Origin of the sequence: Streptomyces sp. NBC_00988 (assembly GCF_045162645.1) — a bacterium.
Classification (GTDB): Bacteria; Actinomycetota; Actinomycetes; order Streptomycetales; family Streptomycetaceae; genus Streptomyces.
Window position 1 is genome coordinate 10,668,138 of sequence record NZ_CP108730.1, and the last position, 26,273, is coordinate 10,694,410.

Consider the following 26,273-nt stretch of genomic DNA (forward strand, 5'->3'; position numbering starts at 1 on the left):
TCAGGGTCCCGCCGAGTTCACGGAGGGCACCGCTCCACAGCAGCCGGCGCATCCGGCGCCCAGGCGGGCCCGCGAGGCCGGCTGCTTCCGTAGCACCAGCTGTGCCGGGCATCAGCGACAGCGCCCGGGCGAGGCGCTGCGGCTCCCCGCTCCCACGGCATCCGAATGAGAGTCCGGCCGAGTTCGCGGAGTTCACCGCTTCCACGGCACCTGCCATACCTGGCGTCCGTGTCGGCGCACGGGTGCGCCCGCGAGGCCAACTACTCCCGGAGCACCTCCTGCGCTGGGCGTCAGCGACAGCGCCCAGGCGGGACGCTGCGGCTCACAGCTCCCGCAGTATTTGCTTCAAGACCCCGCCGAGCTCCCGGGGTTCATAGCTCGCCGCAGCCGCAGCCGCCGCAACTGACATCCACGCCCGCCGCCGCCTCCCGAGTCCGCGCAGCCCACCGCTTCCGCTGCAAACGGCTTCCGCACCAGCCCCCCGCCGAGCCCGCGCAGCTCACCTCACCGCTCCAACAACATCCGCTGCAACTCCCTAGCCGCCCGCGGCGGAGCCACATCGCTGCGGTGTGCGAGGGCGATCGTCCGATGCAGCCCGGGCCGCGCCAGCGGTGTCACCCGCAGCCCGCGGCCGGACTTCGTGGCGACCATGCGCGGTACGACGGCCACGCCGAGCCCCGCCCGGACGAAGCCGAGGACCGCGTCCATCTCGCCGCCCTCCACCGCGAAGTCGGGTTCGAAGCCCTCGGCGCGGCAGGCGGCGACGGTCAGTTCGCGCAGGTCGTAGCCGTGCCGGAACATCACCAGGCGTTCGCCCTCCAGGTCGGAGATCCGCACCGTCCGGCCGCGGCCCGGCGCCGGTGCCTCCGGTGAGGAGACGACCACGAGGTCCTCGCGGAGCAGCTCCACCGTCGTCAACGCCGGTGAGGGGGTGGGCAACGGCAGGACCACCAACGCCAAGTCGAGTGCGCCGCGCGCGAGTTCGCGTACGAGATCGTGCGAACCGCCCTCCTCGATCAGCAGCCGGATGCCCGGATAGCGGTCGTGGAAGGCGCGGAGTACGTCCGGGAGCAGGCCCGTGCACAGGCTCGGGGTTGCGCCCAACCGGACGCGGCCGCTGCGGAGTTGGACCAGTTCGAGCACCTCGTGCCGGGCCGTGTCCGCGTCCGCGAGGATGCGCCGGGCCAGCGGCAGCAGCGCCTCGCCCGCGTCCGTCAGCGTGATGTTGCCGCGGGCCCGCAGGAACAGATCCGCGCCCAGCTCCCGCTCCAGCGCCTTGATCTGCTGGGACAGCGAGGGCTGCGCGACATGGACCAGATCGGCGGCCCGGGTGAAGTGCCGGGTCTCGGCGACGGCCACGAAGTACTGGAGCTGCTGGAACTGCATCCACCGATGATAGTCGTAGGCTATGGAAACCAGGCAGATCATGTCTTGGACCGATCGACTCTCTCGCGTCTAACGTCCGTAGACATGGCTCTGGCAACGCGGACGGACCGACGGCCGTCGATGGCGCGCACGGTGTGGGACAGCTCCGTCGGCAAGAAGACAGTGATGGCCGTCAGCGGCCTGATCATGCTGCTGTACCTGGTCGTCCACATGATCGGGAACCTCAAGATCTTCTTCGGCGCGGGCGAGTTCAACCACTACGCCCACTGGCTGCGCACCGTCGGCGAACCCTTCATGCACTACGAGTGGACGCTCTGGCTGATCCGCATCGTGCTGGTCGTCGCCGTGATCGCCCACGCCGTCTCCGCGTACCAGCTCAGCCGCCGCGACATCAAGGCGCGCCCCAGCAAGTACGTCCACAAGAAACGCCGGGCGACCTACGCCACCCGCACCATGCGCTGGGGCGGCATCATCCTCGCCCTGTTCATCGTCTGGCACATCCTCGACCTGACGACCGGCACCGTGCACTCGGGCGGCTTCCAGGAGGGCCACCCGTACCAGAACGTCGTGGACACCTTCTCCACCTGGTACGGCGACACGATCTACATCGTCGCGATGCTCGCCCTCGGCCTGCACGTCCGGCACGGCTTCTGGAGCGCCGCGCAGACTCTCGGCGCGGGCAGCCGCAGCCGCGACCGCGCCCTGAAGACCGTCGCCAATGTCCTCGCGCTGCTGCTCACGGCCGGCTTCATCGCCGTACCCGTGGGCGTCATGACCGGAGTGGTGAGCTGAAATGGCCCCTGAATACGCCGACTTCACGACCGGGGAACCCGTCACCGACACCAAGTCGCCCACCGGCCCCATCAACGAGCGCTGGGACACCCGCCGTTTCGAGGCCAAACTCGTCAACCCCGCCAACCGACGCAAACACACGGTGATCGTCGTCGGCACCGGCCTCGCGGGCGGCTCCGCCGGCGCCACCCTCGCCGAACAGGGCTACCACGTCGTCCAGTTCTGCTTCCAGGACTCCCCGCGCCGCGCCCACTCGATCGCCGCCCAGGGCGGCATCAACGCCGCGAAGAACTACCGCAACGACGGCGACTCCGTCCACCGCCTCTTCTACGACACCGTCAAGGGCGGCGACTTCAGGGCCCGCGAGTCCAACGTCCATCGCCTGGCGCAGATCTCGGTGGAGATCATCGACCAGTGCGTGGCGCAGGGCGTGCCGTTCGCGCGGGAGTACGGCGGCCTGCTCGACACCCGCTCCTTCGGCGGCGTGCAGGTGTCGCGCACCTTCTACGCCCGCGGCCAGACAGGCCAGCAACTCCTCCTCGGCGCCTACCAGGCGCTCTCCCGGCAGATCGCCGCCGGCAACATCGAGATGCACCCGCGCACCGAGATGCTCGACCTGATCCTCGTGGACGGGAAGGCGCGCGGGATCGTCGCCCGCGACCTCATCACGGGCCGTATCGAGACGTACTTCGCGGACGCCGTCGTCCTTGCCAGCGGCGGCTACGGCAACGTCTTCTACCTGTCGACGAACGCCATGAACTCCAACGCCACCGCCGTCTGGCGGGCGCACCGGCGCGGAGCCTTGTTCGCCAACCCGTGCTTCACGCAGATCCACCCCACCTGCATCCCGCGCACCGGCGACCACCAGTCCAAACTCACGCTGATGAGTGAGTCGTTGCGCAACGACGGCCGGATCTGGGTGCCGAAGGCCAAGGGTGACGAACGCCCGCCGAACCAGATCCCCGAGGACGAGCGCGACTACTACCTGGAGCGCATCTACCCTGCCTTCGGCAACCTCGTGCCCCGCGACATCGCCTCCCGCGCCGCGAAGAACGTGTGCGACGAGGGGCGCGGGGTCGGCCCCGGCGGGCAGGGCGTCTACCTCGACTTCGCCGACGCCATCGGGCGGTTGGGGCGGAAGGCCGTCGAGGAGAAGTACGGCAACCTCTTCGACATGTACGCCCGGATCACCGCCGAGGACCCGTACTCGGTCCCGATGCGGATCTACCCCGCCGTGCACTACACGATGGGCGGCCTCTGGGTCGACTACGACCTCCAGACCACCATCCCGGGCCTGTTCGCGATCGGCGAGGCCAACTTCTCCGACCACGGCGCCAACCGCCTCGGCGCCTCCGCGCTGATGCAGGGCCTCGCCGACGGCTACTTCGTCCTCCCGGCGACGATCAACGACTACCTCGCCCGGAACCCCGGACACGAGGAGATCGGCGTCCAACACCCCGCCGTGCAGGAGGTGTTGGCGGAGACCGAGGACCGCCTCAACCTCCTCCTCGCGGTGGACGGCGACCGCACCCCCGACTCCTTCCACCGTGAACTCGGCGAACTCATGTGGGAGTTCTGCGGCATGGCCCGCACCGACAGCGGACTGCGCAAGGCGCTGGAACGGATCCCGCAGATCCGCGAGGAGTTCTGGCGGCGCATCAAGGTCCCGGGCACCGGCGAGGAGTTCAACCAGTCGCTGGAGAAGGCGAACCGGATCGTCGACTACCTCGAACTCGCCGAGCTGATGTGCCTCGACGCGCTGAACCGCGCCGAGTCCTGCGGCGGCCACTTCCGCGAGGAGTCGCAGACCCCGGACGGCGAAGCGGAGCGCAGGGACGACGAGTTCAGCTACGCGGCCGCCTGGGAGTTCACCGGCACCGGCTCATCTCCCGTACTGCACAAGGAAGACCTGGTCTTCGAGTACGTCCACCCCACCCAGCGGAGCTACGCATGAAGCTCACCCTGCGCGTCTGGCGGCAGAAGAACGCCGACGCCGAAGGCGCCATGTCCACCTACCAAGTGGACGGAATCTCCACGGACATGTCGTTCCTGGAGATGCTCGACACCCTCAACGAGGAACTCATCCTCAAGGGCGAGGACCCGGTCGCCTTCGACCACGACTGCCGCGAGGGCATCTGCGGCGCGTGCTCCCTCGTCATCAACGGCGACGCGCACGGCCCCGAGCGCACCACCACCTGCCAGCTCCACATGCGTTCCTTCGAGGACGGCGACACTATCGACATCGAACCGTGGCGCGCCTCCGCCTTCCCGGTCGTCAAGGACCTCGTGGTGGACCGCACGGCCTTCGACCGGATCATCCAGGCCGGCGGCTACATCACCGCCCCGACCGGCGGCGCCCCCGAGGCCCACGCCACCGCCGTACCCAAACCGGACGCCGACTTCGCCTTCGAGCACGCCGAGTGCATCGGCTGCGGAGCGTGCGTAGCCGCGTGCCCGAACGGGGCCGCGATGCTCTTCACCTCCGCCAAGATCAACCACCTCAACGTCCTCCCGCAGGGCGCCCCCGAGCGCGAGACCCGCGTCCTCGACATGGTCGCGCAGATGGACGACGAGGGCTTCGGCGGCTGCACCCTCGCCGGCGAATGCGCCACCGCCTGCCCGAAGGGCATCCCGCTGGTCTCCATCACCGGCATGAACAAGGAATGGCTGCGGGCCACCCGAAAGGCCGCCAAGCGCTGAACTCCCGCACGAACTCCCTTAGGGGGCAAGAACGTTCGCCGACAAGATGCGGACGGGCGGGACCGGGAGTGGTGCTCATCCCCGGTCCCGCCAGGCATTTTCGAGCGGCTGAGGGGATGCGGGAACTCCCACCGGACCCCCGTCGTTGACGGCTTACGGCCGTCGGCCGCCGTTCCGGGACACCGCCGGACCGCGCCCGGGTGAACGCCAGGTGTTGAGCGCCGGGGTGTGAGGACGCCGTTCAACAACCCCACATCCCGGCTCCGGGCACAGGTCACGCGCAGGACGCCCGGCGTAGGAAGAACTGTTGCGGCTGGACGTACGGAACCGGCCAGCCAGTTCCCCTCGCCGAACCCGGCCCGTGATCAGGGAGAGCCATGACCGGCGTTTCCACCCTCGACCGTCCCTCGCAGCCCGCCGCGCCGACCCGCTACACCGTCACGCTCGCCCGCGACGAGGACGATGTGCGTGCCGCGCAGCGGCTGCGGCACGACGTCTTCGCCGGGGAGATGGGCGCCCACCTCTCCAGCCCGCAGCCCGGCCTGGACGTGGACGCCTTCGACGCCTACTGCGACCACCTCCTCGTCCGCGACACGGTCACCGGGCAGGTGGTCGGCACCTACCGGCTGCTGCCGCCCGAGCGCGCCGCCGTCGCCGGACGGCTCTACTCGGAGAGCGAGTTCGACCTCGCCCCTCTCGACTCGATCCGCCCGGGCCTCGTCGAGGTCGGCCGCTCCTGCGTCCACCCCGACCACCGCGACGGCGCCGTCATCGGCCTCATCTGGGCCGGCATAGCCCGCTACATGGTCGACCGCGGCCACGAGTGGCTCGCCGGCTGCTGCTCCATCCCGCTCGCCGACGGCGGCGCCCTCGCCGCCGGCACCTGGGACCGGGTCAGCGCCAAGCACCTCGCCCCGGAGGAGTTCCGGGTACGACCGCTGCTGCCCTGGAGCGCCGACGGCGTGACCCGCCCCGCCGGACGCGTCGAACTCCCGCCGCTGCTGCGCGGATACGTCCGCCTCGGTGCCTGGGTGTGCGGCGAGCCCGCCCACGACCCGGACTTCGGGGTCGCCGACCTGTACGTGCTGCTGTCGATGCGCCGGGTCAACCCGCGCTATCTGCGGCACTTCCTCTCGCTCGTCCCGGCGTGATGAGCGTCTGGCTGCCCAGCGCGCCCTGCACCCCCAGGGCGTGCATCGAGTCGAAGGGGTCCGTCACGGCCGTACCGCGCGCCGTGCTGCGCTTCGTGACCGTCCTGGTCGTGGTGGCCGCCGGGGCCGCGCTCACCCCGATCGGCGGGCGGATCCCCGCCCGCGCGGTGCGCTGGTGGTGCCGGACCATCGTCCGGGCCGCCGGCATCCGGCTCCGCATCACCGGCACCACCACGCCCACCGGCGGGCTGCTGCTGGTCGCCAACCACATCTCGTGGCTGGACATCCCGCTGCTGGCCGCCGTACGCCCGGCCCGCATGCTGGCCAAGGCCGAGATCCGGCACTGGCCCGTCGCCGGGACTCTCACCGCGGGCAGCGGCGCCCTGTTCATCGACCGCGACCGGCTGCGCGCGCTCCCCGAGACGGTCGCGTCCATCGCGGGCGCCCTGCGCGCCGGCGGGGCGGTCGCCGTCTTCCCCGAGGGCAGCACCTGGTGCGGCCGGGCCCAGGGCCACTTCCGGCGGGCCGTCTTCCAGGCCGCGCTGGACGCCGGAGTCCCCGTCCAGCCGGTCGGCCTGCACTACCTGACCGACGGCACCGCCAGCACCGTGCCCGCCTTCGTCGGCAGCGACTCCCTGCTCACCTCGGTGTGGCGGGTCGTGTCGACGCGCGGGCTCGAAGCCGAGGTGGAGGTGGGCGAGACCATAGCTCCGGGCAGCCACCCCGACCGCCGCTCCCTCGCCTGTGCGGCGCAGGCCGGGGTGACGGCTCAGCACCAGCACCAGGACCACTGCACGTCGGTGGCACAGGCCCCGGTGAAAATCCGCAGGACGGCGCGGAGGCGTCCTGTTAGCGTGGCGTCCATGAGGATCATCAGGCACACCGGCACGACCGCGACCGCGCGAGCGACCAGCTCGCCGGCCGCCGACGCCTGAACCTCACTGACCTCTCCCGGCGGCCGGAAACGGACCGCCGGGACTGTCGTTTCCAGCCCTTTCGCACGCTGCCCCGCGGTCCCTTCCGGTCCCCACCCGACCCGAAGGAACCACCGCCATGAACACCGACGACGTCGTCCGTACGTTCCTCGACTTCTACCGCGAACGCGGGCACGAGTCGATCACCGGAAGCTCGCTCCTGCCGCCGCCCTCGGACCCGGTCCTCTTCACCACGTCCGGCATGCACCCGCTCACGCCGTACCTCCAGGGCCGTCCGCATCCACAGGGGCGGCGGCTCGTCAACGTCCAACGCTGTCTGCGCACCACGGATCTCGACGAGGTCGGCGACCTCACCCATCTGACCGTGTTCGAGATGCTCGGCTCATGGTCGTTGGGCGACTACGGCCATCCGCAGAGCCTGCGTTGGGGGTACGAGCTGCTGCGCGACGGCTTCGGCATCCCGCGCGAGAAGTTGTACGTCACTGTCTTCGGGGGCGATGAGCAGGTGGGCCCCGACCTTGAATCGCTGGACACCTGGCGGGAGTTGGGTGTGCCGGTCGAGTCGACCCGGGACGAGAACTGGTGGTCCAACGGGCCTGTGGGGCCGTGTGGGCCCGACTCGGAGATCTTCTTCTGGACGGGGGACGGGCCGCCGGAGGGCAGCCCGACCGGTGATTCGCGGTGGGTGGAGATCTGGAATCACGTGCACATGCGGTTTGAGCGTGGGGAGGACGGTGGGCTGGTTCCGTTGCGGCAGGTCAACGTCGACACGGGGATGGGGTTGGAGCGGCTGGTGTCCGTCCTTCAAGGGCGGCGGTCGGTCTATGAGACGGATCTGTTCGAGCCGTGGATGAGGGTTCTTCCGACGCTGTGGGTTCTGGACGAGCGTTCCCTGCGGGTCGTCTGTGATCATCTGCGGTCGAGCGTGGTCGTCATCGGGGAAGGGGTGCGGCCGTCCAACACGGGCCGTGGGTATGTGGTGCGGCGGTTGATTCGGCGGCTGCTCACCGTTCTGCGGCGGGACGACGACTCGCGTACGTTGTCCGATCTGCCGGTGGAGCTTGTCGGTACCGGCACCGTGCGGGGGATGTTGCTGGAGGAGGAGCGGCGGTTCACCCAACTTCTTGAGCGGGGGCGGCGGGTGTTGTCTCGGCCGGAGTTCCGGGGGCCGTTGAGTGAGGAGGACTTCCGCCACCTCCATGACACTTATGGGTTGCCCCGGGAGTGGGTTGCCGGTCTTCAGGGGTAGTTGGTCGGTTGCGGGTGTGTAGGGGCTGGTCGCGCCCGCGCGGCGGAGCCGCACATTGACACAGCCCCGCGCCCCTACGAAGTTGCCATCGCCCTTGCTAGAAAGGGTGCCGTAGTGCTTCCGGGCGCCCTTGCCACCTCACCGGGTGGGCCTGCCGCCACGATCCTGCCCCCCTCGTCTCCTCCACCCGGCCCCATGTCGATCACCCAGTCCGCGCCCGCCACCACCGCCATGTCGTGCTCGACCACCACCACGGTGTGGCCCGCGTCGACGAGGCCGTGGAGTTGGCGGAGGAGGACCTCTACGTCGGCCGGGTGGAGGCCGGTTGTCGGTTCGTCGAGGAGGTAGAGGGTGTGGCCGCGCCGGCCGCGTTGCAACTCCGTGGCCAGCTTGATGCGTTGGGCCTCGCCGCCGGACAACTCGGTGGCGGGCTGCCCCAGATGGAGGTAACCGAGGCCCACGTCCAGCAGCGCGGCGAGGCTGCGGGCCACAGACGGGGTGTCCGCGAAGAACTCCGCCGCGCCCTCCACCGTCAGGTCGAGGACCTGCGCGATGTTCCGTCCCCGGTACGTCACTTGGAGTGTCTCGGGGTTGTAGCGTGCCCCGCCGCAGTCCGGGCAGGGCGCGTACGTGCTCGGCAGGAAGAGCAGCTCCACGCTGACGAAGCCCTCGCCCTGGCAGGTCTCGCAGCGGCCGCCCGTCACGTTGAAGGAGAACCGGCCTACGCCGTAACCCCGTTGGCGTGCCTCGTCGGTTGCCGCGAAGACCTTGCGGACGACGTCGAAGAGACCGGTGTAGGTGGCCAGGTTCGAGCGGGGGGTGCGGCCGATCGGTTTCTGGTCGACCGACACCAGGCGTCCCACGCCCGGGAGTTCCTCGGTGATCTCGCCGATCAGCGTGGATTTGCCTGAGCCCGAGACGCCGGTTACCGCTGTGAACACGCCTAGCGGGAATTCGGCCGTCACGTCCCGCAGGTTGTGCCGCGTCACCGGGCCCACCTTCAACTCGCCTCGCGGTGAGCGGACTTCGCGGGCCGGCGTGGGGGAGTCGTCGAAGAGGAAGCGGGCCGTCGCCGATTCCTCCACCGCCGCAAGCTCCGCCACCGGTCCGCTGTGCAGTACCCGTCCGCCGTGCTCGCCGGCCAGCGGGCCCACGTCCACCAGCCAGTCGGCGGCGCGCATGACGTCCAGGTGGTGCTCCACCACGAACACCGAGTTGCCCGCGGCTTTCAGCCGGTCCAGGACCGTGAGCAGGGCCTTCGTGTCCGCGGGGTGCAGCCCGGCGGACGGTTCGTCCAGGACGTAGACGACGCCGAAGAGGCCGGACCTCAACTGGGTTGCCAGGCGCAGCCGTTGGAGTTCGCCCGCCGAGAGGGTGGGGGTCGCGCGGTCCAGGCTGAGGTAGCCGAGGCCGAGTTCGAGGATCGGTGCGATACGGGAGGTGAGGTCCTCGGTCAGGACGCGGGCCGCCTCCGAGGTTCCGTTTAGCGTGCCTGCCAGCTCCGCCAGCGGCAGCGCGGCCAGGTCGGCGATCGTGCGGCCCGAGATCGTCACCGCCAGGGACTCGGCACGCAGTCTGCTGCCTCCGCAGACCGGGCAGGGGGAGCTCGTCAGGAAGCGTTCCGCCTTCACCCGTAGGGTCGGGCTCTTCGTGTCCGAGAAGGTCTTCATGACGTAGCGGTGGGCGCTCATGTACGTGCCCTGGTACGGGCGTTGGATGCGGTCCGCGTCCCGGATGGGGTGGACCGTCACCACCGGTTGCTCGTCCGTGAAGAGGATCCACTTCCGCGCGTCGGCGGGGAGTTCGCGCCACGGTACGTCCACGTCGTAGCCGAGCGTGTCGAGGATGTCGCGCAGGTTCTTGCCCTGCCAGGCGCCCGGCCACGCGGCGATCGCGCCCTCGCGGATCGACAGCGAGGGGTCGGGGACGAGGGATGCCTCGGTGGTGCGGTGGACCCGGCCGAGGCCGTGGCACTCCGGGCATGCGCCCGCCGCCGTGTTGGGGGAGAAGGCGTCGGAGTCGAGGCGTGCGGCGCCGGGCGGGTAGTCGCCTGCTCGGGAGAACAGCATGCGCAGGGAGTTGGAGAGGTTGGTGACCGTGCCCACCGAGGAGCGGGAGGTGGGGGTCGAGCGGCGTTGCTGGAGGGAGACCGCTGGGGGCAGGCCGGTGATCTCGCCGACCTTCGGCGCGCCTACCTGGTGGATCAGGCGGCGGGCGTACGGCGCCACCGACTCGAAGTAGCGGCGCTGGGCCTCCGCGTAGATCGTGCCGAAGGCGAGGGACGACTTTCCGGAGCCGGAGACGCCTGTGAACACGGTCAACACGTCCCGCGGGATGTCGACGTCGACGCCCTGGAGGTTGTGCTCGCGGGCGTCGCGGACACGGACGTAGGAGTCGGGGACCTGGGGGGTGCGGGGGGTGCCGGGGCTGTGCATGACCCGGCGAGTCTATGCGAGCACTCCGTGTGCCGCCCGGTGACCTGCGGGGGTGCGGGGGCGTCCGCGCTGTGCCACGTTGGAAGACACGGATGCCAGTCGCCGCCCAGTCGCCGCACGGAAGGTCCGTGGTCATGAGCACTCCAGGATTCGGTTTCGGACGCAGCCCCTTCGAGGAATTCGACGAGCTGATGTCCCGGTATTTCGGCGGTTCGGGGCCGGCGGCGCCGTCACGCCGGGCCCAGCGCGTCGACATCGGGAGTCTGCTCTCCGAACGGGCCCGTGAGCTGGTGGCCCAGGCGCGGGACATCGCCGCCGTCGAGGGCAGCGAGGAACTCGACGCCCGGCATCTGCTGGCCGCCGCCACCGAGCAGGAGTCGACCCGACGGCTGCTCGCCGAGGCGGGCGCGGACCCCGACCGCATCCGGGAACGGCTGACCGCCGGGGTCGAGGGCGGCCCGAAGACCGAACCCAGCACGCTCACCCCGGCCGCCAAGCGGGCCCTGCTGGACGCGTACCGGATCTCCCGCGCCGAGGACTCCTCGTACATCGGCCCCGAACACCTGCTGCGGGCCCTGGCCGCCAACCCCGAGTCGGCCGCCGGGCAGGCCCTCGCGGGCAGCGGCTGGGAGAGCGTCGGGTCGCCCACCGGTGCCGAGCCCGAGCGGAAGCGGCCCAGCAGCACGCCCACCGTCGACGAGTACGGGCGTGACCTCACCGAGGACGCCCGCGCCGGGCGGCTCGACCCGGTGATCGGGCGGGACGACGAGGTCGAGCAGACCATCGAGGTGCTGTCCCGGCGCAGCAAGAACAACCCCGTCCTCATCGGCGACCCCGGCGTCGGCAAGACCGCCGTCGTCGAGGGCATCGCCCAGCGGATCGTCGCCGGGGACGTACCGAAGACCCTGGCGGGCAAGCGGCTCGTGTCGCTGGACCTGGCCGGGATGGTCGCCGGCACCAAGTACCGGGGCGAGTTCGAGGAACGGCTCAAGAAACTCCTCGACGAGGTCAGCGAGCACAGTGACGAACTGGTGCTGTTCCTCGACGAGTTGCACACCGTCGTCGGCGCGGGTGGTGGCGGTGACGGCGCGCTGGACGCGGGCAACATGCTCAAACCCGCCCTGGCCCGCGGGCAGTTGCACCTCATCGGTGCCACCACCGTCGACGAGTACCGCAAGTACATCGAGAAGGACTCCGCGCTGGAGCGCCGCTTCGCGCCCATCCTGATCGGCGAACCGACCGTCGACGACACCATCGAGATCCTGCGCGGCCTGCGCGACCGCTACGAGGCCCACCACCAGGTCCGTATCACCGACGAGGCCGTCGTCGCGGCGGCCGAGCTGTCCGATCGGTACATCACCGCCCGTTTCCTGCCCGACAAGGCCATCGACCTGATGGACCAGGCCGCGGCACGGGTACGGCTCCGGGCCAAGACGCCGCTCTCCGACACCCGCGACACCGAGGACCGGCTCGCCGCCCTCAACCGGGAGAAGGACCAGGCCGTCGCCGACGAGGAGTACGAGCGGGCCAAGGAGATCCGCGACCGGATCAAGGACACCGAGGCCGAGTTGAAGGCGGGCGGCTCCGCGGAGGAGCAGGCGCCCAAGGTCACCGCCGAGGACATCGCCGAGGTCGTCTCCCGCACCACCGGCATCCCCGTCGCCCAGCTCACCGAGGAGGAGCGCGCCCGGCTGATGAAGCTGGAGGAGCACCTCCACGAGCGGGTCGTCGGCCAGGACGAGGCCATCACCGCCGTCGCCCGTGCCGTACGCCGCGCCCGGGCCGGCATGAGCGACCCGAACCGGCCCATCGGCAGCTTCCTCTTCCTCGGCCCCACCGGCGTCGGCAAGACCGAACTGGCCCGCGCCCTCGCCGCCGCCCTCTTCGGCGACGAGAGCCGCATGATCCGCCTCGACATGAGCGAGTTCCAGGAACGGCACACCGTCTCCCGCCTGGTCGGCGCGCCTCCCGGATACGTCGGCCACGACGAGGCCGGCCAGCTCACCGAGGCCGTCCGGAGGCAGCCGTACGCCGTACTGCTGCTCGACGAGGTCGAGAAGGCGCACCCCGATGTCTTCAACACCCTGCTGCAACTCCTCGACGACGGACGGCTCACCGACTCGCAGGGACGCACGGTCGACTTCAAGAACACCGTCGTGATCATGACGTCGAACATCGGCGCCGACCGGATCCTCGCGGCGGGCGTCGACGACTACGCCAAGGTCCGCGAGACGGTGATGCCGGTCCTGAACCAGCACTTCCGCCCCGAGTTCCTCAACCGCATCGACGAGATCATCGTCTTCCGCGGCCTGGAACGCGCCCAACTGCGCGACATCGTCGACCTGTTGCTGGAACACACCCGGCGCAGGCTGCACGCCCAGGACGTCACCCTGGAGGTCAGCGACGCGGCGGCGGACCTGCTCGCGAACCTCGGTTACCAACCCGACTTCGGCGCCCGCCCGTTGCGCCGCACCATCCAGCGCGAGGTCGACGACCGGCTCGCCGACATGCTCCTCGCCGGCGAACTGAACGCGGGCGACCAGGCCCGGGTCGACGCGAGCGACGGAACGATCGAGATCAGCGCACGGCAGGCGGCCGCGCACTAGCCGGACCGCATTCGCATCCCTCAGGGAGACAGGCATGAGCAGTTATCGAGTCGCGCAAGTGGACGCGGCCGGCGGCGAGTTCACGGTCGTCGAGCGGGACGTGCCGGAGCCGGGACCGGGCCATGTGCGGATCGCCGTGGAGGCCTGCGGGATCTGCCACAGCGACACCTTCTTCGTGAACGCCGGAGTGCCGGGCGTCCGGTTCCCGCTCGTCACCGGGCACGAGATCGCCGGGCGCATCGACGCGCTCGGCGAGGGCGCCTCGGACAGCGGCTGGCGGGTCGGCGACCGGGTGTCCGTCGGCTGGTTCGGCGGCAGCTGCGGCCACTGCACCCCGTGCAGGCAGGGCGACTTCATCGTCTGCGAGAACATGAAGGTGCCCGGCTGGGCCTACGACGGAGGCTTCGCGGAGATGACCGTGGCGCCGGTCGACGCGCTCGCCCGGATCCCCGACAGCCTCTCGGCGAGCGCCGCCGCGCCCATGGGGTGTGCGGGCGTGACCACGTTCAACGGACTGCGGCGCAGCTCCGCGAAGCCGGGCGACCTGGTCGCCGTGCTCGGACTCGGTGGCCTCGGTCACCTGGGCGTGCAGTACGCGGCGGCCATGGGATTCGAGACCGTGGCGATCGCGCGGGGTGCCGAAAAGGCCGACTTCGCCAAGCAGTTGGGAGCGCACCACTATGTGGACAGCACGGCGGACACCGACGTCGCGGACGCGCTGAAGGCGCTCGGCGGCGCCAAGGTCGTCCTGGCCACGGCGGGCAATGCCGACGCCGCGACGGCGACCGTGGAGGGGCTGCGGCCCCGCGGCGAGCTGGTCGTCATCGGAGCGGACACCGCGCCGTTGGGGATCAGCCCGCTCCAACTGCTCATGAGCGCCAAGGTGGTTCGGGGTCATCCGTCCGGCACCGCGCAGGACGTGCAGGACACGCTGGCCTTCAGCGCCCTGCACACCATCCGCCCGATGGTGGAGACCGTCCCCCTGGACCAGGCCGGCGAGGCCTACGAGCGGATGCTGTCCGGTGCCGCTCGCTTCCGGATGGTGCTCACGCCATGAGCGAGGCGAGCCGCCGGTAGGAGTCCAGCAGGGCTTCGCGGTCGTAGGTGCTGGTGGTGACGAGGACCTCGTCGGCCGCCGTCTCCTTCAGCACCGTCTCCAGCTCGTGGGCCACCTGTTCCTCGGTGCCCGCGAGCTGTCCGCCGAGCCCGGCCTCGTAGAAGCCGAACTCCTTGTCGGTCATGGGCAGTTGCTCCACGCGTTCGGCGGGCGGCAGCGGCGGGAAGGTGCCGTGGGTGCGCGAGTACGCCATCGACCAGGCCTCCGGGACGAGCAGGCGCCGGGCGGCCTCGGGGGTGGCGGCCACCGCGATCGTGCCCGAGATGACGACGTACGGCCGCGCGGCCCACGGGGAGGGGCGGAATCGGGCGCGGTAGTGGTCGATGCCGCGCCGCATCTTGTCGCGGTTGCGGAGGTCACCGATCACCATCGGCAGACCGGCCCGGGCCGCGATGTCGGTGCCCTCGCCCATCGCGAGCACGAACGGCGGGACGCTCAGGCCCTCGGAGGGCCGCGCGTGCGCGCCGGTGGGTGACGTACCCCGGAACCAGTCGAGGAGTTCGTCGAGCTGTCCGGCGAAGTCGTCGGCGTCGTCCTTGTCGCGGCCCAGCGCCTTGCGCACACCGTCGGTGAAGCCGACCGAGCGGCCCAGGCCCATGTCGATCCGGCCCGGGAACAGCGACTCCAGCACCCCGAACTGCTCGGCCACGACGAGGGGTTGGTGATTGGGCAGCATCACCCCGCCCGTCCCGACCCGGATGCTCCGGGTGGCCGAGGCGACGGCGGCGGCCAGCACGGTCGGCGCGGAACCGGCGACCCCGGGCACGCCATGGTGCTCCGACACCCAGAACCGGTGATAACCCAGCTCCTCGACCTCCCGCGCCAGCCGCACGGTGTCGCGCAGCGCCTCGGCGGGCGGACGCCCCTCGCGGGTGCGGGACCGGTCGAGGACGGAGAAGGGGGTCGAGGCGATCACTGAACTCACATCAGTGTCAACGCCCGGGAGACCTCGGCATTCCCGCGGCAGGTCAGTCCCCGGGGCGCAGCAGCCCGCGCTCGTACGCCTTCGCCAGCCGCTGCGGGACGAGGTGGCGTACGCCGTCGACGGTGACCGGCACGAACGTGGGCGTCGTGGCCTTCCACTGGGCGCGGCGGTGGCGGGTGTTGCTGCGGGACATCTTCCGCTTGGGGACGGCCATGGGGATTCCTCCTCGGTGGGCGGGCGGGCACCGAGGACGCTATATGAAAATGGATCCCATTAGTAATCGGGGGTCGCGTGCGCAGTTCTCAGCGCCGGGACCGGACGCGGGCGTCCCGGGGCGGGTCGATGAACTGCAGCTCAAGCGTGACCGGCGGCGCGGCTATGCCCGGCCCGCCCGCCGCCGCCCACTCCAGCACTTCCTCCGTGCAGTCGTCGTCCATCGCGAACCCGACCCAGGTCGGCCGCCCACCGGCCCGCCGCCCCGCGGCCGACGGCTGGACGACGATCACGTTGGCCTGGTCGCAGGGGCCAAGGCAGTCCGTCGTACGGACGGCGAAACCGTGCTCGGCGGCACCCGCGCGCAGCCGTTCCAGCTGCCAGGCGTGGTCCGTGCCGGGGTGCTTGCGCGGGTCGCCGCAGCAGCAGCCCCGGCAGACGACCAGGGTGCAGGGCCGCTCGCGGGCGGCGCCGATCAGGAACGTACGGGGGGCGGGAGTGGCGGCAGACATGCAAGAAGCATGAGGCCAGGGCCTCGGGCGGTCGTTGCCGGGGTGCGGGCTCTGTCTAGGGTGGGCGGGTGACCGCCGACAACAAGCGCCCGCCGCTCGCCGTGTTCGACCTCGACAACACCCTCGCCGACACGGCGCACCGGCAACCGTTCCTGGAGCGGAAGCCGCGCGACTGGGACGGCTTCTTCGGTGCCGCGCCGCATGACCCGCCGTTGGCGGAGGGCGTCGCGCTCGCGCTGGAGTACGCCGAGGAGTGCGAGGTCGTCTATCTGACCGGGCGGCCCGAACGCTGCCGGCGCGACACGCTCGCCTGGCTAGCCGCGCAGGGTCTGCCCGAGGGGCGGGCCTTCATGCGGCGCAACGACGACCGCAGGCCCGCCCGGCGCACCAAGCTGGAGAAACTCAAGCAGCTCGCCCGCGACCGCGACATCCGGGTCCTCGTGGACGACGACGAGCTGGTCTGCGACGACGCCGAACGGGCCGGTTTCAGGGTCGTACGGGCCCGCTGGACCTCCCCCTCCGCCGCGCTGGAGGCGGCGCAGGAGGGGGAGGGGCGGACCTGAGGGCTCTCGTCCTTACGGAGGTCAGTCCTCGTCCTCGATGCGGAAGCCGACCTTCAGGCCGACCTGGAAGTGCTCGATCTGCCCGTTCTCGATCTGGCCCCTGACCTGGGTCACCTCGAACCAGTCCAGGCTGCGCAGGGTCTGCGCGGCGCGGGCGACGCCGTTGCGGATGGCCTGGTCGATGCCCTCGTGAGAGGTGCCGACGATCTCGGTGACCCGGTACGTGTGCTCGGACATGCGGGTACTCCTCTCGGCCGTGACGGGCGCGTCACGCGTTACTCCACCGTGCCCCAAGGCGCGGCAGTGCGCGAGACGGCCCGTCACCGGTCGTCAGCGGACCACGCTCAGTGACAGCGCGAAACGCCCTTCCCGGTCGGTCCACCAGTAGGCCAACTCCAGCCCGGTCGCCGCCAGTTCGCTGCGCACGCCCTCCTTGCGGAACTTCGCCGAGATCTCGGTGCGGAGTTCCTCGCCGGCCGTGAAGTCGACGGCGAGATCGAGCGCGGGGATCTTCACGGTCTGGTCCGTGCGGGAGCGCAGCCGCATCTCGATCCACTCGTTGTCCGTGTCCCAGAGGGCTACGTGGTCGAAGGCGTCGGCGTCGAAATCGGCGCCGAGTTCGCGGTCGACCACGGTCAGGACGTTCTTGTTGAACGCGGCCGTCACCCCGGCCGCGTCGTCGTACGCCCTGACCAGGACCTGCTCGTCCTTCACCAGGTCCGTGCCGAGCAGCAGCGCGTCGCCGGGGGAGAGGAGTGAGCGCAGGCCGGCGAAGAACGTGGCGCGTTCCGCCGGGAGCAGGTTGCCGATCGTGCCGCCGAGGAACGCCAGCAGGCGCGGGCCCGGTGTCTCCGGCAGGGTGAGGTCGCCGGTGAAGTCGGCGATCAGGGCGTGCACGTCGAGACCCGGGCGCTCCTCGATGAGGGCGTGCCCGGCCTGCGTGAGCGCGCTCTCACTGACGTCGACGGGGACGTACACGGCCAGGCCGGTGAGCGCGTCCAGCAGGTGACGTGTCTTGTCCGAGGACCCGGAGCCCAGCTCGACGAGGGTGCGGGCGCCGGTCGCGGCGGCGATCTCGCCGGCCCGGTCGACGAGGATCTCCCGCTCGGCGCGCGTGGGGTAGTACTCGGGCAACTCGGTGATCTGCTCGAAGAGTTCGCTGCCGTGGGCGTCGTAGAACCACTTCGGCGGGAGGGTCTTCGGGGTGCTGGTGAGGCCCTCCAGGACGTCGGCGCGCAGGGCCGCGTCGGTGGCGTCCTCGGGGAGGGTGCGGGTGAGAAGGAACGGGCTCACGTGCGGGGCTCCTTCGACGGTGCGGGTGCTAGGTCCTTCAGGGGGGTGAGGAGGACCTCGGTGCGGGTTGCGGTGAGCAAGGTGCGGTCGGGGGCCTCCTGCCAGTGCGGGTCGTCGTCGTAGGGCTCGGAGGCCACGACCGTGCGGCGGCCGGGCTCCGAGAGGTACCAGAGGGTGTCGCCCCAGGCGGTGGCGGCGATCGTCTCGCCGTCGGTGAGAAGGAGGTTGAGGCGGGAACCGGGGGCCGCATGAGCGACCTCTGTCACCGTGTCGGCCAGCGCCTGGCCCTCCTCGTCGCCCGCCCGGAGCCGGTTCAGGACCAGCGCCCACACGAACGCCGAGTCGCAGCGGGCATCGAGCGACAACAGGTCCACCGGCGGCAGGCGTTGGGCCAGGGCCGCCAGTGTCCGCGGCCAGCCGGTGACGGCACCGTTGTGGCTGAACAGCCAGGGTCCCGCGGCGAACGGCGCCGCCGCGGCCTCCCCGTCCGCACCCGCGAACGTCGCGTCCCGTACGGCGGCCAGCAGCGCCCCGGAGCGGACCACGCGGGCCAGGTCGGCGAAGGACTGGTCGCCCCAGATGGGCACGGCGCGCCGGTAGCGGCCCGGCACCGGGTCGCCCTCCGCGTACCAACCCACCCCGAAACCATCGGCGTTGACCGTCCCGTGCCGCTGCCGCCGAGGCTCCCAGGACTGGCGGTACAGGCTGTGCGCAGGGTCCACGAGGAGCCGGCCGAGCGGCTCCTCGGGTCCCAGGTACGCCAGGTGACGGCACATCAGACGGCCCCCGAGCGGGCGGTGCGGAAGCCGGAGAAGATCTGCCGCCGGATCGGGTAGTCCCAGTTGCGGAAGGTACCCCGGCAGGCCACCTCGTCCACCGCGAACGAACCGCCCCGCAGCACCTTGTACTCGGGGCCGAAGAACACCTCCGAGTACTCCTTGTACGGGAACGCCTTGAAGCCCGGGTACGGCAGGAAGTCGCTCGACGTCCACTCCCACACGTCACCGATCAACTGGCGTACGCCCAGCGGTGATTCGCCCGCCGGATAGCTGCCGGCGGGGGCCGGGCGCAGGTGCCGTTGGCCGAGGTTGGCGTGCTCGGGTGCCGGGTCGGCGTCGCCCCACGGGTAGCGCATCGAGCGGTCGGCCGTCGGGTCGTGGCGGGCCGCCTTCTCCCATTCGGCCTCGGTGGGCAGCCGGCGTCCGGCCCAGCGGGCGTAGGCATCGGCCTCGTACCAACAGACGTGCACCACCGGCTCGTTCGGCGGCACGGCCTCGGTGACGCCGAACCGGCGCCGCAGCCACTGGCCCGCCTCCCGGCGCCAGAACTCCGGCGCCGTAAGGGAGTTGCGGCGGACGTGCGCCCAGCCCTCCTTCGTCCACCAGCGCGGGTCGTCGTAGCCGCCGTCCTCGATGAACGCCAGATAAGCGCCGTTCGTCACCGGTGTCGTGTCGATGTGGAACGGGGCCACCTCCCGCCGGTGCGCGGGCCGTTCGTTGTCCAGCGCCCATGGTTCGGTGGAGGTGCCCATCGTGAACGGGCCACCGGGGACGAGGACTTCGGACGGGCCGGTGAACAGCGGGACGGGCTCCGGGTCCGGGGCGGTCAGCGCCTGCGGGCCCGTGCGGAGCTGATGGGTGATCAGCATCGTCTCGTCGTGCTGCTGTTCGTGCTGGGCGACCATCCCGAAGGCGAAGCCCATGTCGGTGAGCCGGGTCCCGCGGAAGGCGTGGCTCTCCAGTACGTCCGTCACCCGGCCGCGCACCTCGGCCGCGTACTGCCGGGCCTCCGCGGGCGGCAGCAGTGGCAGCGAGGGGCGTTCGGAGCGCGGGTGCTCGAACGCGTCGTAGAGGCCGTCGATGTCGGGCCGCATCGCGTCCCGGCCGCCGACGGCGCGCAGCAGCCACAGTTCTTCCTGGTTGCCGATGTGCGCGAGGTCCCAGACCAGCGGGGACATCAACGGCGAGACCTGGGCGGTGAGTTCGGGCTCGTCCACACAGCTCGTGAGGAGCGTGGTGCGGTCCCGGGCCGTGGTGAGGGTGGTCAACGCCCGTTGCCTGAGCGCCTCGATATCGATGTCAGCGGAGGTGTCGGCGCCGGTGTCAGCGGCGATGTCGGCGTCGGTCATGTGCGGATGTCCTTCCCGTGCGGGCGGCTGTCCGTGCCACGCACGCGGTCGAGCAGATCGTCGGCGGGGCAGCGGCCCCGGACGACATAGCGGTCGAAGTACGCGCGGACGGCGTCCGTGACCCCGGCGGTCGCGCCCAGCCGGGGCAGGGCCTCCAGGGCTGCCGCGAAGCAGACGAGGGCGACCTCCTGCAGCTCCGGGTCGGACAGTCCGTAGCGGGCCGCGTCGATCCACAGCGGATTGTGCGGCGCGGGCAGCCCCTGGGTCCGTTCGGCCAGCGGCTTCACGGCCCGGTAGGCGGTCTCGGCGGCCTCGGGGTCGTCGAACAGCGCCGTCGTCACGGCCAGCGGCACGATCCAGCCGTCGTCCCCGGGCTGCGCGTCGATCATGCGCAGTTCGAGATGGCCACGCGGTCTGACCGGCGGGAACAGCGTCGAGACGTGGTAGTCGAGATCCTCACGGGTCGGCGGCCTGGGCGCCCCCGACCTGATCCACTCCCGGAACGTCAGCTCCTCCGGGACCTCCCACGGGCCGCTGTCCTGCCGTATGCACATCACCGGCGAGTCCAGGACGTGATCGGTCCAGGCGTCGCGCGGCTGCGCGTCCAGGGTCGGACCGCCCGCGCGGCCGGGGCCGATCTCCATCCAGATCAGCTGCCGGGTCGAGCGCCAGCCGGTGGGGCTGCGGCCGACCAGCGGGGAGTTGGCGAACGCGGCCACCAGGACCGCGCCCAGCTGGTGCGCCAGCCACCAGCGCCGCCCGAGGCCGAGCGGCCCGGGCTCCTCGTGGCCGGCGTCCAGGCACACCTGCACGGACGCCGAGGTGCACATCATGCGGCGGCCCGCTGGGCCGGTGCGGTCGAGGCAGCGCTCCATGGCGTCGTAGCGCGGCTCGTGCAGGAACCGGCGCGGCGGGTGCCAGGGATCGTGGCCGACACCGACCAGTCCCAGGCCGTCGCGGCGCAGCACCGCGCGGACGGCGTCGAGGTCTTCGGAGACGGAACCGATGCACTCCATCAGGGAGGCGGCGGGCGACGAGCTGAGTTCCAGCTGGCCGCCGGGCTCGACGGTGAGCGCCGACCTCAGAGGCACGGTCTTCAAAGCGGCGTAGGCCGCTTCGAGTCGTTCGGGTGTCACGGGGAGCTGCGGCAGGCGCAGCTCGTGGACGAGCCATTCCACTTCGACCCCGAGCGTTCGGGGCGGACCGGTCTTGAAGCAGATGCCCCTGACCAGGGCCTCCACCTCGGGTTCGGTGACCGCGGTACGGGGCTCCGTACAGTCGCTACAGTCACTTGCCGTATCGGACATGTCGGGATCCTCCTGAGATTCCACCATGCCACCGGCCCGGTTTCGGTTGGGCCCGGGTCGGCACACTCGTACCACCCAAGACCCTCGTGCCGCGTCGCACAAGGGTGCGTATCGGCACGTTCGGGATCGGTAATCTCCGGTTCTCCGGCCGTTCGCGGAGCCCGGAAACTCCGTTGCACCGCACGACCAGCATCGCTCAGGATGCAGGTATGAGCACGACGGGGGAGAACACGGGGGAGATCGCGGGGCGCGCGCCCATGGCGTACACGGGGGTTATGCCATGAGCGCGCGCCTGCGCGGTATCGCGCAGCAGACCGAGCAGATCGTCGCGGCCGGGGGATACCGCACGGCGGACGGACGCGAGGTGTCCATCGCCGCCGAGACCGAGGCGGCCCGCGCGGGCACGCGCCTGTACGGACCGGAACCGGTGCGGATACCGCCGTTCTCGCCCACGGAGACGCTCTTCGAGGTCACCGGCGAGAGCAGCCTGGAGGCCGCCCGCCGGCTCACCGGCCCGGTCGCCGTCCTGAACTTCGCCTCCGCCCGCAACCCGGGCGGCGGTTTCCTCAAGGGCGCGCAGGCCCAGGAAGAGGCCCTGTGCCGCGCCTCCGCGCTGTACACGTGCCTGCTCGAAGCCCGCGGTTTCTACGACCACCACCGCGCCCACCGCGACCCGTTCTACACGGACCGGGTCATCCACTCACCAGCCGTCCCCGTCTTCCGCGACGACAAGGGCCGCCTCCTGGACGAGCCGTACACCGCCGGATTCCTGACCGCCGCCGCACCGAACGCGGGGGTCGTCCTGCGCACGGCACCCGAGCGCGCGGCCGACCTGCCGGACGCCATCGCCGTGCGGGCGGAGCGGGTGCTGGAGACGGCCGCCCTGCACGGTTACCGGCGGCTGGTCCTGGGCGCCTGGGGCTGCGGGGTGTTCCAGAACGACCCGGCGCAGGTCGCGGGCGCCTTCCACGCCCTGCTCGGGCCGGGCGGACGGTTCGCCTCGGCCTTCGAGCACGTGGTGTTCGGCGTCCTGGACCGCACACCGGGTGCGACGGTCCGGGACGCGTTCGTACGGGCCTTTCCGGAGCGCCAGCTCCAGAGCTAGCCCCTCAGATCAGGCCGTACGGGCCGCTCAGGTCCAGCCGTAGCGCTCGTGCAGGCGGTGCCGGACGAGGTTGAAGCGCATCTGGTCGATCGCGCACGCCTCGCGGCGCATGCCGTCCTCGTGGAGGCGCAGGACGCGGTCCACGTCGACCCACGAGTCGCGGCCGGACTTGTCCCACGGGCCGCTGCCGATCGCCACCCACTCGCGGTCGCCGTCGTGGCGCTTGCTGGACAGCTGGACGGCGAGCAGGGTCCCGCCGGGCTCACGGGCCACGACGAGGACCGGGCGGTCCTTGCCCCGGCCGTCGTTCTCTTCGAAGGGCACCCAGGTCCAGACGATCTCGCCGGGGTCGGGGTCGCCGTCGTGCGCGGGGGAGTACTCGGTACGGACCTTGCCGACCTCACGCGGGTCGGCCTCGGTCGTGGCGGAGGGGCCGAAGCGGCCCGGAACGTTCTCATCGGTAAAGGCGGTCACGGAGGCACCTTAGAACGTGCCTCCGTGACCTCGGACGCCGGGCGTCCGTCAGACGATCACTTCTCGTCCTTCTCCACCGGCACCTTCTGCGACGGCGGTGCCGTGACTCCGTTCAGGGCCGAAGTCCCGTTCGGGGTCGGTCCGTTCTGGTTCATCGAGGAGAGCAGCTGGCGGGCCAGACCGAGGCCCGTGCCGCCCATCGTGAGTGCCTTGGCGAGCATCTCCGCCATGCCGTCGGCCCCGTTGAGGACCACCATGTTGTCGATGCTGCCGAACGCGGACGCGCCGGCCTTCACGATCTCCGGCCAGTTCTCGGCGAGTTGCTGCGCGACCACGGCCTCCTGGTTCTCGGCGAGGGCGGCGGCCCGCGCCTTGATGGCCTCCGCCTCGGCGAGACCCTGGGCCCGGGTCGCCTCGGCGGCGGCCAGACCCTTCGCCTGGGCGGCGGCGGCCTCGGCCTCACCGGTGGCCCTGGTGGCCGTCGCGGCGGCCGCACCCCGTGCCTGGGTCGCCTCGGCCTCGGCGATCGCGGCCGTCTTGATCCGGCTCGCCTCGGCCGTGGCCGCCAACTCGGTCTCCTTGGCCTTGGCTTGGGCCGCGGAGATCCGTGCGTCGCGCTCGGCCTCGGCGCGGGCCCGGGTCTCGTACGCCTGGGCGTCCGCGGGCTTGCGGACGTCCGCCTGGAGCTGCTGTTCCCGGCGCAGGGCGTCGAGTTCGGCGATCCGGGTCTCCTGGACGACGACGTCCTGCCGGGCGGCGGCATCTGCGAGGGGTCCGGCCTGTCGGGCCTTCGCCGCCGCCTTGTCGCGCTCGGCCTGGTAGCCGGCCTGGAGGATCTCGCTGTCCCGGGTGGCCTCCGACATCCGTGCCGCGGCCTTCTGTTCGGCCTCGGTGGCCAGCCGGTTCGCCTCGGCCTGCGCGATGCGCGCGTCCCGCTGTACGGCGGCGGCGTGCGGCATCGCGAGGTTCTTGATGTACCCGGTCGGGTCCTCGATCTCGTGGATCTGCAGCGAGTCCACGATCAGACCCAGTTTCTCCATCTCCGTACCGCACGCGGCACGGGTCTGCCCCGTCAGCTTCTCCCGGTCGCGGATCATGTCCTCGACCGTCAACCCGCCCACGATGGACCGGAGATGACCGGCGAACACGTTGTGCACCCGCTCCGACATCATCTTCTGCTGGTCGAGGAAACGACGTCCCGCGTTGGCGATCGACACGAAGTCGTCGCCGACCTTGAAGATGACCACGCCCCGCACCTTGAGCGGAATGCCCTGCGTGGTCACACAATCCACGTGCAGCTCGGTCTCGTTGAGGTCCAGCGAGATCTTGCGCACCGCCTGCACACCCGGCACTACCAGCGTGCCGCGCCCCGTGACGATGCGGAACCCCATGCCCTCTTCAAGGCCTTCGGTGCGGTGCTTGGAACCCGAGATGATGAGTGCCTCGTTGGGCTCCGCGACCCGCCACATCGACTTGAACAGACCGATCAGTACGAGAACGGCGAGAACCGCCACCCCCGCTACGACGCCGATGACCATCGGCATACGCCCCCTTTTGATGGTGCCCTTTCGGCACCGAACGAAGGGAGTGTGCGCCTGCGCGACACCGGGGTACAGACGCTGACGGATCCTTGTTGCAATCTTGACGCATACGCCCCTGGACAGCTCTCACCTGCGAAGGAGGCAGCTCAACTGTCGTATGCCTGCGTGACGTAGACCGTCCTCGGCGGCAGGTACTCCACCACCATCACCACGGTCCCCCGCTCGATCCGGTCCGTGCCGGTGGCGGCGTACGCGAGGAAGTGCTCGGCGCCCCCGCGCACCCGGACGATCACCTCGCCGACGAGCCCGGGCCCGACCGTCCCGGTGACCCGCCCCATCAGCCCGACCATCGACGCATCCTGCATGGTCACAGGGTACGGGCCCAACCCGCCTATGCCGCCGGGGAATCCACGATGACCGGCTCCGGCCACCTCTCGTGCCAGCGCAGGTCCGCCTCCAACTGCGCGGCCAGGGACAGCAGAAGAGGCTCGCTGTTCGACGGGCCCAACAGCTGGGCGCCGACCGGGAGTCCGCCCGCCACGAAACCCGCGGGGACGTTGACGCCGGGCCAGCCGAGGATGTTCCACGGCCAGGCGTACGGGCAGGCGGCGACCATCGCGCGGTCGGTGGCCAGGCCGCCCAGGTCGAGCATCGCGCCGACGAGGGGCGGGGGAGCGGCAGTTGTCGGCGCGAGGACCAGGTCGTACCTCCCGAAGAACGCCCCGAACCGGTCGTGCAGGGTCGCCTCCGCGCGTCGCGCCGCCCGCAGCGCGGCCCCGCCGAGCCGTCGGCCCAGGCGCGCGGCCTCCAGGGTGCGGGGATCGAGGAGTTCGGGGTGCGGAGCCTCGCGGACCCGCTCGGCGATCCCGGCCGTGGCGCGAGGGAGGAAGGTCAGCCCGATCTGCCCGTACGGCGGATCGTCCTCCACGACCGTGTGGCCCAACTGGGCCAGCCGCTCGGCGAGTTCGAGGATCCGAGCCCGCACTTCCGGTCGCAGCCGGGCGGGCAGTGCGGTGAACGGCGGCTTCAGGGAGAGGGCGATGCGCAGTCGGCCGGGGTCGCGGCCGACCGCCTCCGACAGGGTGAGCGCAGGCGGGCGGTGCAGGTCCCCCGCGTGGTTGCCGCTCGCCGCGTCCAGGAGCAGGGCCGCGTCCGCGACCGTACGGGCGAGGGTGCCGTTGACCGTGATGCCCTGGAAGGACTCGCCGCGCGGCCAGGTCGAGATGCGGCCGCGCTGCGGCTTGACGCCGATGAGGTGGGTCCAGGAGGCGGGGATGCGCACCGAACCGGCGCCGTCCGAGCCGAGCGCGGCCGGGACCAGCCCCGCGGCGACCGCCGCCGCCGATCCACCGGACGAACCCCCGGGCGTATGAAGGGAGTTCCACGGGTTGCGGGTCGCGCCGAACGCGGGCCCCTCGGTGAACGGCCACTGCCCGAACTCGCAGGTGTTCGTCTTCCCGACGATGACGGCACCGGCCGCCCGCAGCCGTCGTACCGCCTCCCCGTCCTCGGTCGCCGGAGGGAACTCGCCCCGGCAGCCGAACGCGGTCGGTTCGCCCGCCACGTCCATGTCGTCCTTGACGGCGACCGGCACGCCGAGGAGCGGTCTGCGCACTCCGGCGGCCAGTTCCCTGTCCGCCGCCTCGGCCTCGGCGAGTGCCGCTTCCCGCCGTACGATCCGAAAGGCGTTCAGGGAGGCCTGAGTCGACTCGATCCGGGCCAGGGCCTCCTCGGTCAGGGCGCGCGCGGTCACCTCCCCGGCGGCCAGCGCACGGGCGGACTCGGCCAGGCCTGCGGAACGGTCGGGCGTCATACGGCACCTCCGGAAGCGCGTGGTCTAC

Annotated in this window: 24 protein-coding genes; 10 read left to right on the forward strand and 14 right to left on the reverse strand. The window is 71.2% G+C overall.

From position 1 onward, the window contains the following. Positions 1-504: 504 nt before the first annotated feature. The gene (locus OG496_RS48115; RefSeq protein WP_359614372.1) at positions 505-1,386 is read right to left on the reverse strand and encodes a LysR substrate-binding domain-containing protein; all 882 of its coding nucleotides are present in this window, start codon (positions 1,384-1,386) and stop codon (positions 505-507) included. A 120-nt stretch (positions 1,387-1,506) separates the two neighbouring features. On the opposite strand from OG496_RS48115, the gene OG496_RS48120 reads away from it, so the two are divergent. The 6 genes from OG496_RS48120 to OG496_RS48145 all read left to right on the forward strand — a co-directional run bounded on the left by OG496_RS48120 (position 1,507) and on the right by OG496_RS48145 (position 8,213). Next, complete coding sequence (locus OG496_RS48120) at positions 1,507-2,178, forward strand: succinate dehydrogenase (RefSeq protein ID WP_365299548.1); 672 nt, start codon at positions 1,507-1,509, stop codon at positions 2,176-2,178. Position 2,179: 1 nt separating this feature from the next. Continuing rightward, entirely contained in the window at positions 2,180-4,132 is a 1,953-nt protein-coding gene (locus tag OG496_RS48125; protein ID WP_405975393.1) for a fumarate reductase/succinate dehydrogenase flavoprotein subunit, read from the forward strand. Beyond that, the gene (locus OG496_RS48130; RefSeq protein ID WP_405975394.1) at positions 4,129-4,878 is read left to right on the forward strand and encodes a succinate dehydrogenase/fumarate reductase iron-sulfur subunit; all 750 of its coding nucleotides are present in this window, start codon (positions 4,129-4,131) and stop codon (positions 4,876-4,878) included. The genes OG496_RS48125 and OG496_RS48130 overlap by 4 nt, the downstream gene beginning before the upstream one ends. A 377-nt stretch (positions 4,879-5,255) precedes the next feature. Then, positions 5,256-6,029 (forward strand): GNAT family N-acyltransferase, encoded by a 774-nt coding sequence (locus OG496_RS48135; RefSeq protein WP_318020471.1) that lies wholly within the window; start codon positions 5,256-5,258, stop codon positions 6,027-6,029. Next, positions 6,029-6,964, forward strand: a complete 936-nt coding sequence (locus OG496_RS48140) for a lysophospholipid acyltransferase family protein (protein WP_405975395.1) — start codon at positions 6,029-6,031, stop codon at positions 6,962-6,964. The genes OG496_RS48135 and OG496_RS48140 overlap by 1 nt, the downstream gene beginning before the upstream one ends. Before the next feature lie 118 nt (positions 6,965-7,082). Beyond that, positions 7,083-8,213, forward strand: coding sequence for an alanine--tRNA ligase-related protein (locus OG496_RS48145; RefSeq protein ID WP_405975396.1), 1,131 nt, complete (start codon positions 7,083-7,085; stop codon positions 8,211-8,213). Positions 8,214-8,287: 74 nt separating this feature from the next. Here the strand turns inward: OG496_RS48145 and OG496_RS48150 are convergent, their stop codons facing one another. After that, positions 8,288-10,648 (reverse strand): ATP-binding cassette domain-containing protein, encoded by a 2,361-nt coding sequence (locus OG496_RS48150; RefSeq protein WP_405975397.1) that lies wholly within the window; start codon positions 10,646-10,648, stop codon positions 8,288-8,290. A gap of 134 nt (positions 10,649-10,782) precedes the next feature. Between OG496_RS48150 and OG496_RS48155 the strand changes: the two genes are divergently transcribed. Both OG496_RS48155 and OG496_RS48160 read left to right on the forward strand, forming a co-directional pair. Further along, positions 10,783-13,254 (forward strand): ATP-dependent Clp protease ATP-binding subunit, encoded by a 2,472-nt coding sequence (locus OG496_RS48155; RefSeq protein WP_405975398.1) that lies wholly within the window; start codon positions 10,783-10,785, stop codon positions 13,252-13,254. 34 nt (positions 13,255-13,288) lie between these two features. Continuing rightward, on the forward strand, positions 13,289-14,311 hold the full coding sequence (locus tag OG496_RS48160; RefSeq protein ID WP_405975399.1) for an alcohol dehydrogenase: 1,023 nt from the start codon (positions 13,289-13,291) through the stop codon (positions 14,309-14,311). On the opposite strand, the gene OG496_RS48165 is transcribed toward OG496_RS48160, so the two are convergent. The 3 genes from OG496_RS48165 to OG496_RS48175 form a co-directional block, all read right to left on the reverse strand. After that, entirely contained in the window at positions 14,301-15,296 is a 996-nt protein-coding gene (locus OG496_RS48165) for an LLM class flavin-dependent oxidoreductase (RefSeq protein ID WP_405975400.1), read from the reverse strand. The two genes, OG496_RS48160 and OG496_RS48165, sit on opposite strands and share 11 nt — an antisense overlap. 43 nt (positions 15,297-15,339) lie before the next feature. Continuing rightward, complete coding sequence (gene rpmF / locus OG496_RS48170; RefSeq protein WP_405975401.1) at positions 15,340-15,510, reverse strand: 50S ribosomal protein L32; 171 nt, start codon at positions 15,508-15,510, stop codon at positions 15,340-15,342. Between the two features lie 88 nt (positions 15,511-15,598). Further along, positions 15,599-16,021 (reverse strand): (2Fe-2S) ferredoxin domain-containing protein, encoded by a 423-nt coding sequence (locus tag OG496_RS48175; protein ID WP_318020478.1) that lies wholly within the window; start codon positions 16,019-16,021, stop codon positions 15,599-15,601. 68 nt (positions 16,022-16,089) lie between these two features. Between OG496_RS48175 and OG496_RS48180 the strand changes: the two genes are divergently transcribed. Next, positions 16,090-16,584: a hypothetical protein gene (locus tag OG496_RS48180; protein WP_405975402.1), complete on the forward strand. Its 495-nt coding sequence runs from the start codon at positions 16,090-16,092 to the stop codon at positions 16,582-16,584. A gap of 21 nt (positions 16,585-16,605) precedes the next feature. Here OG496_RS48180 and OG496_RS48185 read toward each other — a convergent pair whose 3' ends face one another. From OG496_RS48185 to egtA, 5 genes are all read right to left on the reverse strand, one after another. Then, the gene (locus OG496_RS48185) at positions 16,606-16,821 is read right to left on the reverse strand and encodes a dodecin (protein WP_019057614.1); all 216 of its coding nucleotides are present in this window, start codon (positions 16,819-16,821) and stop codon (positions 16,606-16,608) included. Positions 16,822-16,914: 93 nt separating this feature from the next. Beyond that, complete coding sequence (gene egtD, locus OG496_RS48190; protein WP_405975403.1) at positions 16,915-17,877, reverse strand: L-histidine N(alpha)-methyltransferase; 963 nt, start codon at positions 17,875-17,877, stop codon at positions 16,915-16,917. Further along, positions 17,874-18,653, reverse strand: coding sequence for an ergothioneine biosynthesis protein EgtC (gene egtC, locus OG496_RS48195; protein WP_405975404.1), 780 nt, complete (start codon positions 18,651-18,653; stop codon positions 17,874-17,876). Before egtC ends, egtD begins: the two co-directional genes overlap by 4 nt. Then, complete coding sequence (gene egtB / locus OG496_RS48200; RefSeq protein ID WP_405975405.1) at positions 18,653-20,005, reverse strand: ergothioneine biosynthesis protein EgtB; 1,353 nt, start codon at positions 20,003-20,005, stop codon at positions 18,653-18,655. The genes egtC and egtB overlap by 1 nt, the downstream gene beginning before the upstream one ends. Next, positions 20,002-21,312 carry an ergothioneine biosynthesis glutamate--cysteine ligase EgtA gene (egtA, locus tag OG496_RS48205; protein WP_366491732.1) on the reverse strand — a complete coding sequence of 437 codons (1,311 nt, stop codon included), beginning with the start codon at positions 21,310-21,312 and terminating at the stop codon, positions 20,002-20,004. The genes egtB and egtA overlap by 4 nt, the downstream gene beginning before the upstream one ends. A gap of 280 nt (positions 21,313-21,592) precedes the next feature. Here egtA and OG496_RS48210 point away from each other — a divergent pair, with 280 nt between their 5' ends. Further along, positions 21,593-22,417: a TIGR02452 family protein gene (locus OG496_RS48210; protein WP_405975406.1), complete on the forward strand. Its 825-nt coding sequence runs from the start codon at positions 21,593-21,595 to the stop codon at positions 22,415-22,417. A 27-nt stretch (positions 22,418-22,444) separates the two neighbouring features. Here the strand turns inward: OG496_RS48210 and OG496_RS48215 are convergent, their stop codons facing one another. From OG496_RS48215 to OG496_RS48230, 4 genes are all read right to left on the reverse strand, one after another. Next, on the reverse strand, positions 22,445-22,891 hold the full coding sequence (locus OG496_RS48215; RefSeq protein WP_019057621.1) for a type II toxin-antitoxin system PemK/MazF family toxin: 447 nt from the start codon (positions 22,889-22,891) through the stop codon (positions 22,445-22,447). Positions 22,892-22,947: 56 nt separating this feature from the next. Then, positions 22,948-24,435 carry an SPFH domain-containing protein gene (locus tag OG496_RS48220; protein ID WP_366491730.1) on the reverse strand — a complete coding sequence of 496 codons (1,488 nt, stop codon included), beginning with the start codon at positions 24,433-24,435 and terminating at the stop codon, positions 22,948-22,950. A 143-nt stretch (positions 24,436-24,578) separates the two neighbouring features. After that, positions 24,579-24,797 (reverse strand): hypothetical protein, encoded by a 219-nt coding sequence (locus tag OG496_RS48225; RefSeq protein WP_234444330.1) that lies wholly within the window; start codon positions 24,795-24,797, stop codon positions 24,579-24,581. Between the two features lie 26 nt (positions 24,798-24,823). Beyond that, entirely contained in the window at positions 24,824-26,245 is a 1,422-nt protein-coding gene (locus tag OG496_RS48230) for an amidase (protein WP_405975407.1), read from the reverse strand. Between the last annotated feature and the right edge of the window lie 28 nt (positions 26,246-26,273).

Coding starts and splice junctions, on each gene's coding strand:
- OG496_RS48140 (WP_405975395.1), top strand. CDS start 6,029: ATGAGCGTCTGGCTGCCCAGCGCGCCCTGCACCCCCAGGGCGTGCATC.
- OG496_RS48175 (WP_318020478.1), bottom strand. CDS start 16,021: ATGTCTGCCGCCACTCCCGCCCCCCGTACGTTCCTGATCGGCGCCGCC.
- OG496_RS48225 (WP_234444330.1), bottom strand. CDS start 24,797: ATGCAGGATGCGTCGATGGTCGGGCTGATGGGGCGGGTCACCGGGACG.
- OG496_RS48130 (WP_405975394.1), top strand. CDS start 4,129: ATGAAGCTCACCCTGCGCGTCTGGCGGCAGAAGAACGCCGACGCCGAA.
- OG496_RS48145 (WP_405975396.1), top strand. CDS start 7,083: ATGAACACCGACGACGTCGTCCGTACGTTCCTCGACTTCTACCGCGAA.
- OG496_RS48125 (WP_405975393.1), top strand. CDS start 2,180: ATGGCCCCTGAATACGCCGACTTCACGACCGGGGAACCCGTCACCGAC.
- OG496_RS48115 (WP_359614372.1), bottom strand. CDS start 1,386: ATGCAGTTCCAGCAGCTCCAGTACTTCGTGGCCGTCGCCGAGACCCGG.
- OG496_RS48150 (WP_405975397.1), bottom strand. CDS start 10,648: ATGCACAGCCCCGGCACCCCCCGCACCCCCCAGGTCCCCGACTCCTAC.
- egtC (WP_405975404.1), bottom strand. CDS start 18,653: ATGTGCCGTCACCTGGCGTACCTGGGACCCGAGGAGCCGCTCGGCCGG.
- OG496_RS48185 (WP_019057614.1), bottom strand. CDS start 16,821: ATGTCCGAGCACACGTACCGGGTCACCGAGATCGTCGGCACCTCTCAC.
- OG496_RS48120 (WP_365299548.1), top strand. CDS start 1,507: ATGGCGCGCACGGTGTGGGACAGCTCCGTCGGCAAGAAGACAGTGATG.
- OG496_RS48160 (WP_405975399.1), top strand. CDS start 13,289: ATGAGCAGTTATCGAGTCGCGCAAGTGGACGCGGCCGGCGGCGAGTTC.
- rpmF (WP_405975401.1), bottom strand. CDS start 15,510: ATGGCCGTCCCCAAGCGGAAGATGTCCCGCAGCAACACCCGCCACCGC.
- egtB (WP_405975405.1), bottom strand. CDS start 20,005: ATGACCGACGCCGACATCGCCGCTGACACCGGCGCCGACACCTCCGCT.
- OG496_RS48155 (WP_405975398.1), top strand. CDS start 10,783: ATGAGCACTCCAGGATTCGGTTTCGGACGCAGCCCCTTCGAGGAATTC.
- OG496_RS48220 (WP_366491730.1), bottom strand. CDS start 24,435: ATGCCGATGGTCATCGGCGTCGTAGCGGGGGTGGCGGTTCTCGCCGTT.
- OG496_RS48210 (WP_405975406.1), top strand. CDS start 21,593: ATGAGCGCGCGCCTGCGCGGTATCGCGCAGCAGACCGAGCAGATCGTC.
- egtA (WP_366491732.1), bottom strand. CDS start 21,312: ATGTCCGATACGGCAAGTGACTGTAGCGACTGTACGGAGCCCCGTACC.
- OG496_RS48135 (WP_318020471.1), top strand. CDS start 5,256: ATGACCGGCGTTTCCACCCTCGACCGTCCCTCGCAGCCCGCCGCGCCG.
- OG496_RS48230 (WP_405975407.1), bottom strand. CDS start 26,245: ATGACGCCCGACCGTTCCGCAGGCCTGGCCGAGTCCGCCCGTGCGCTG.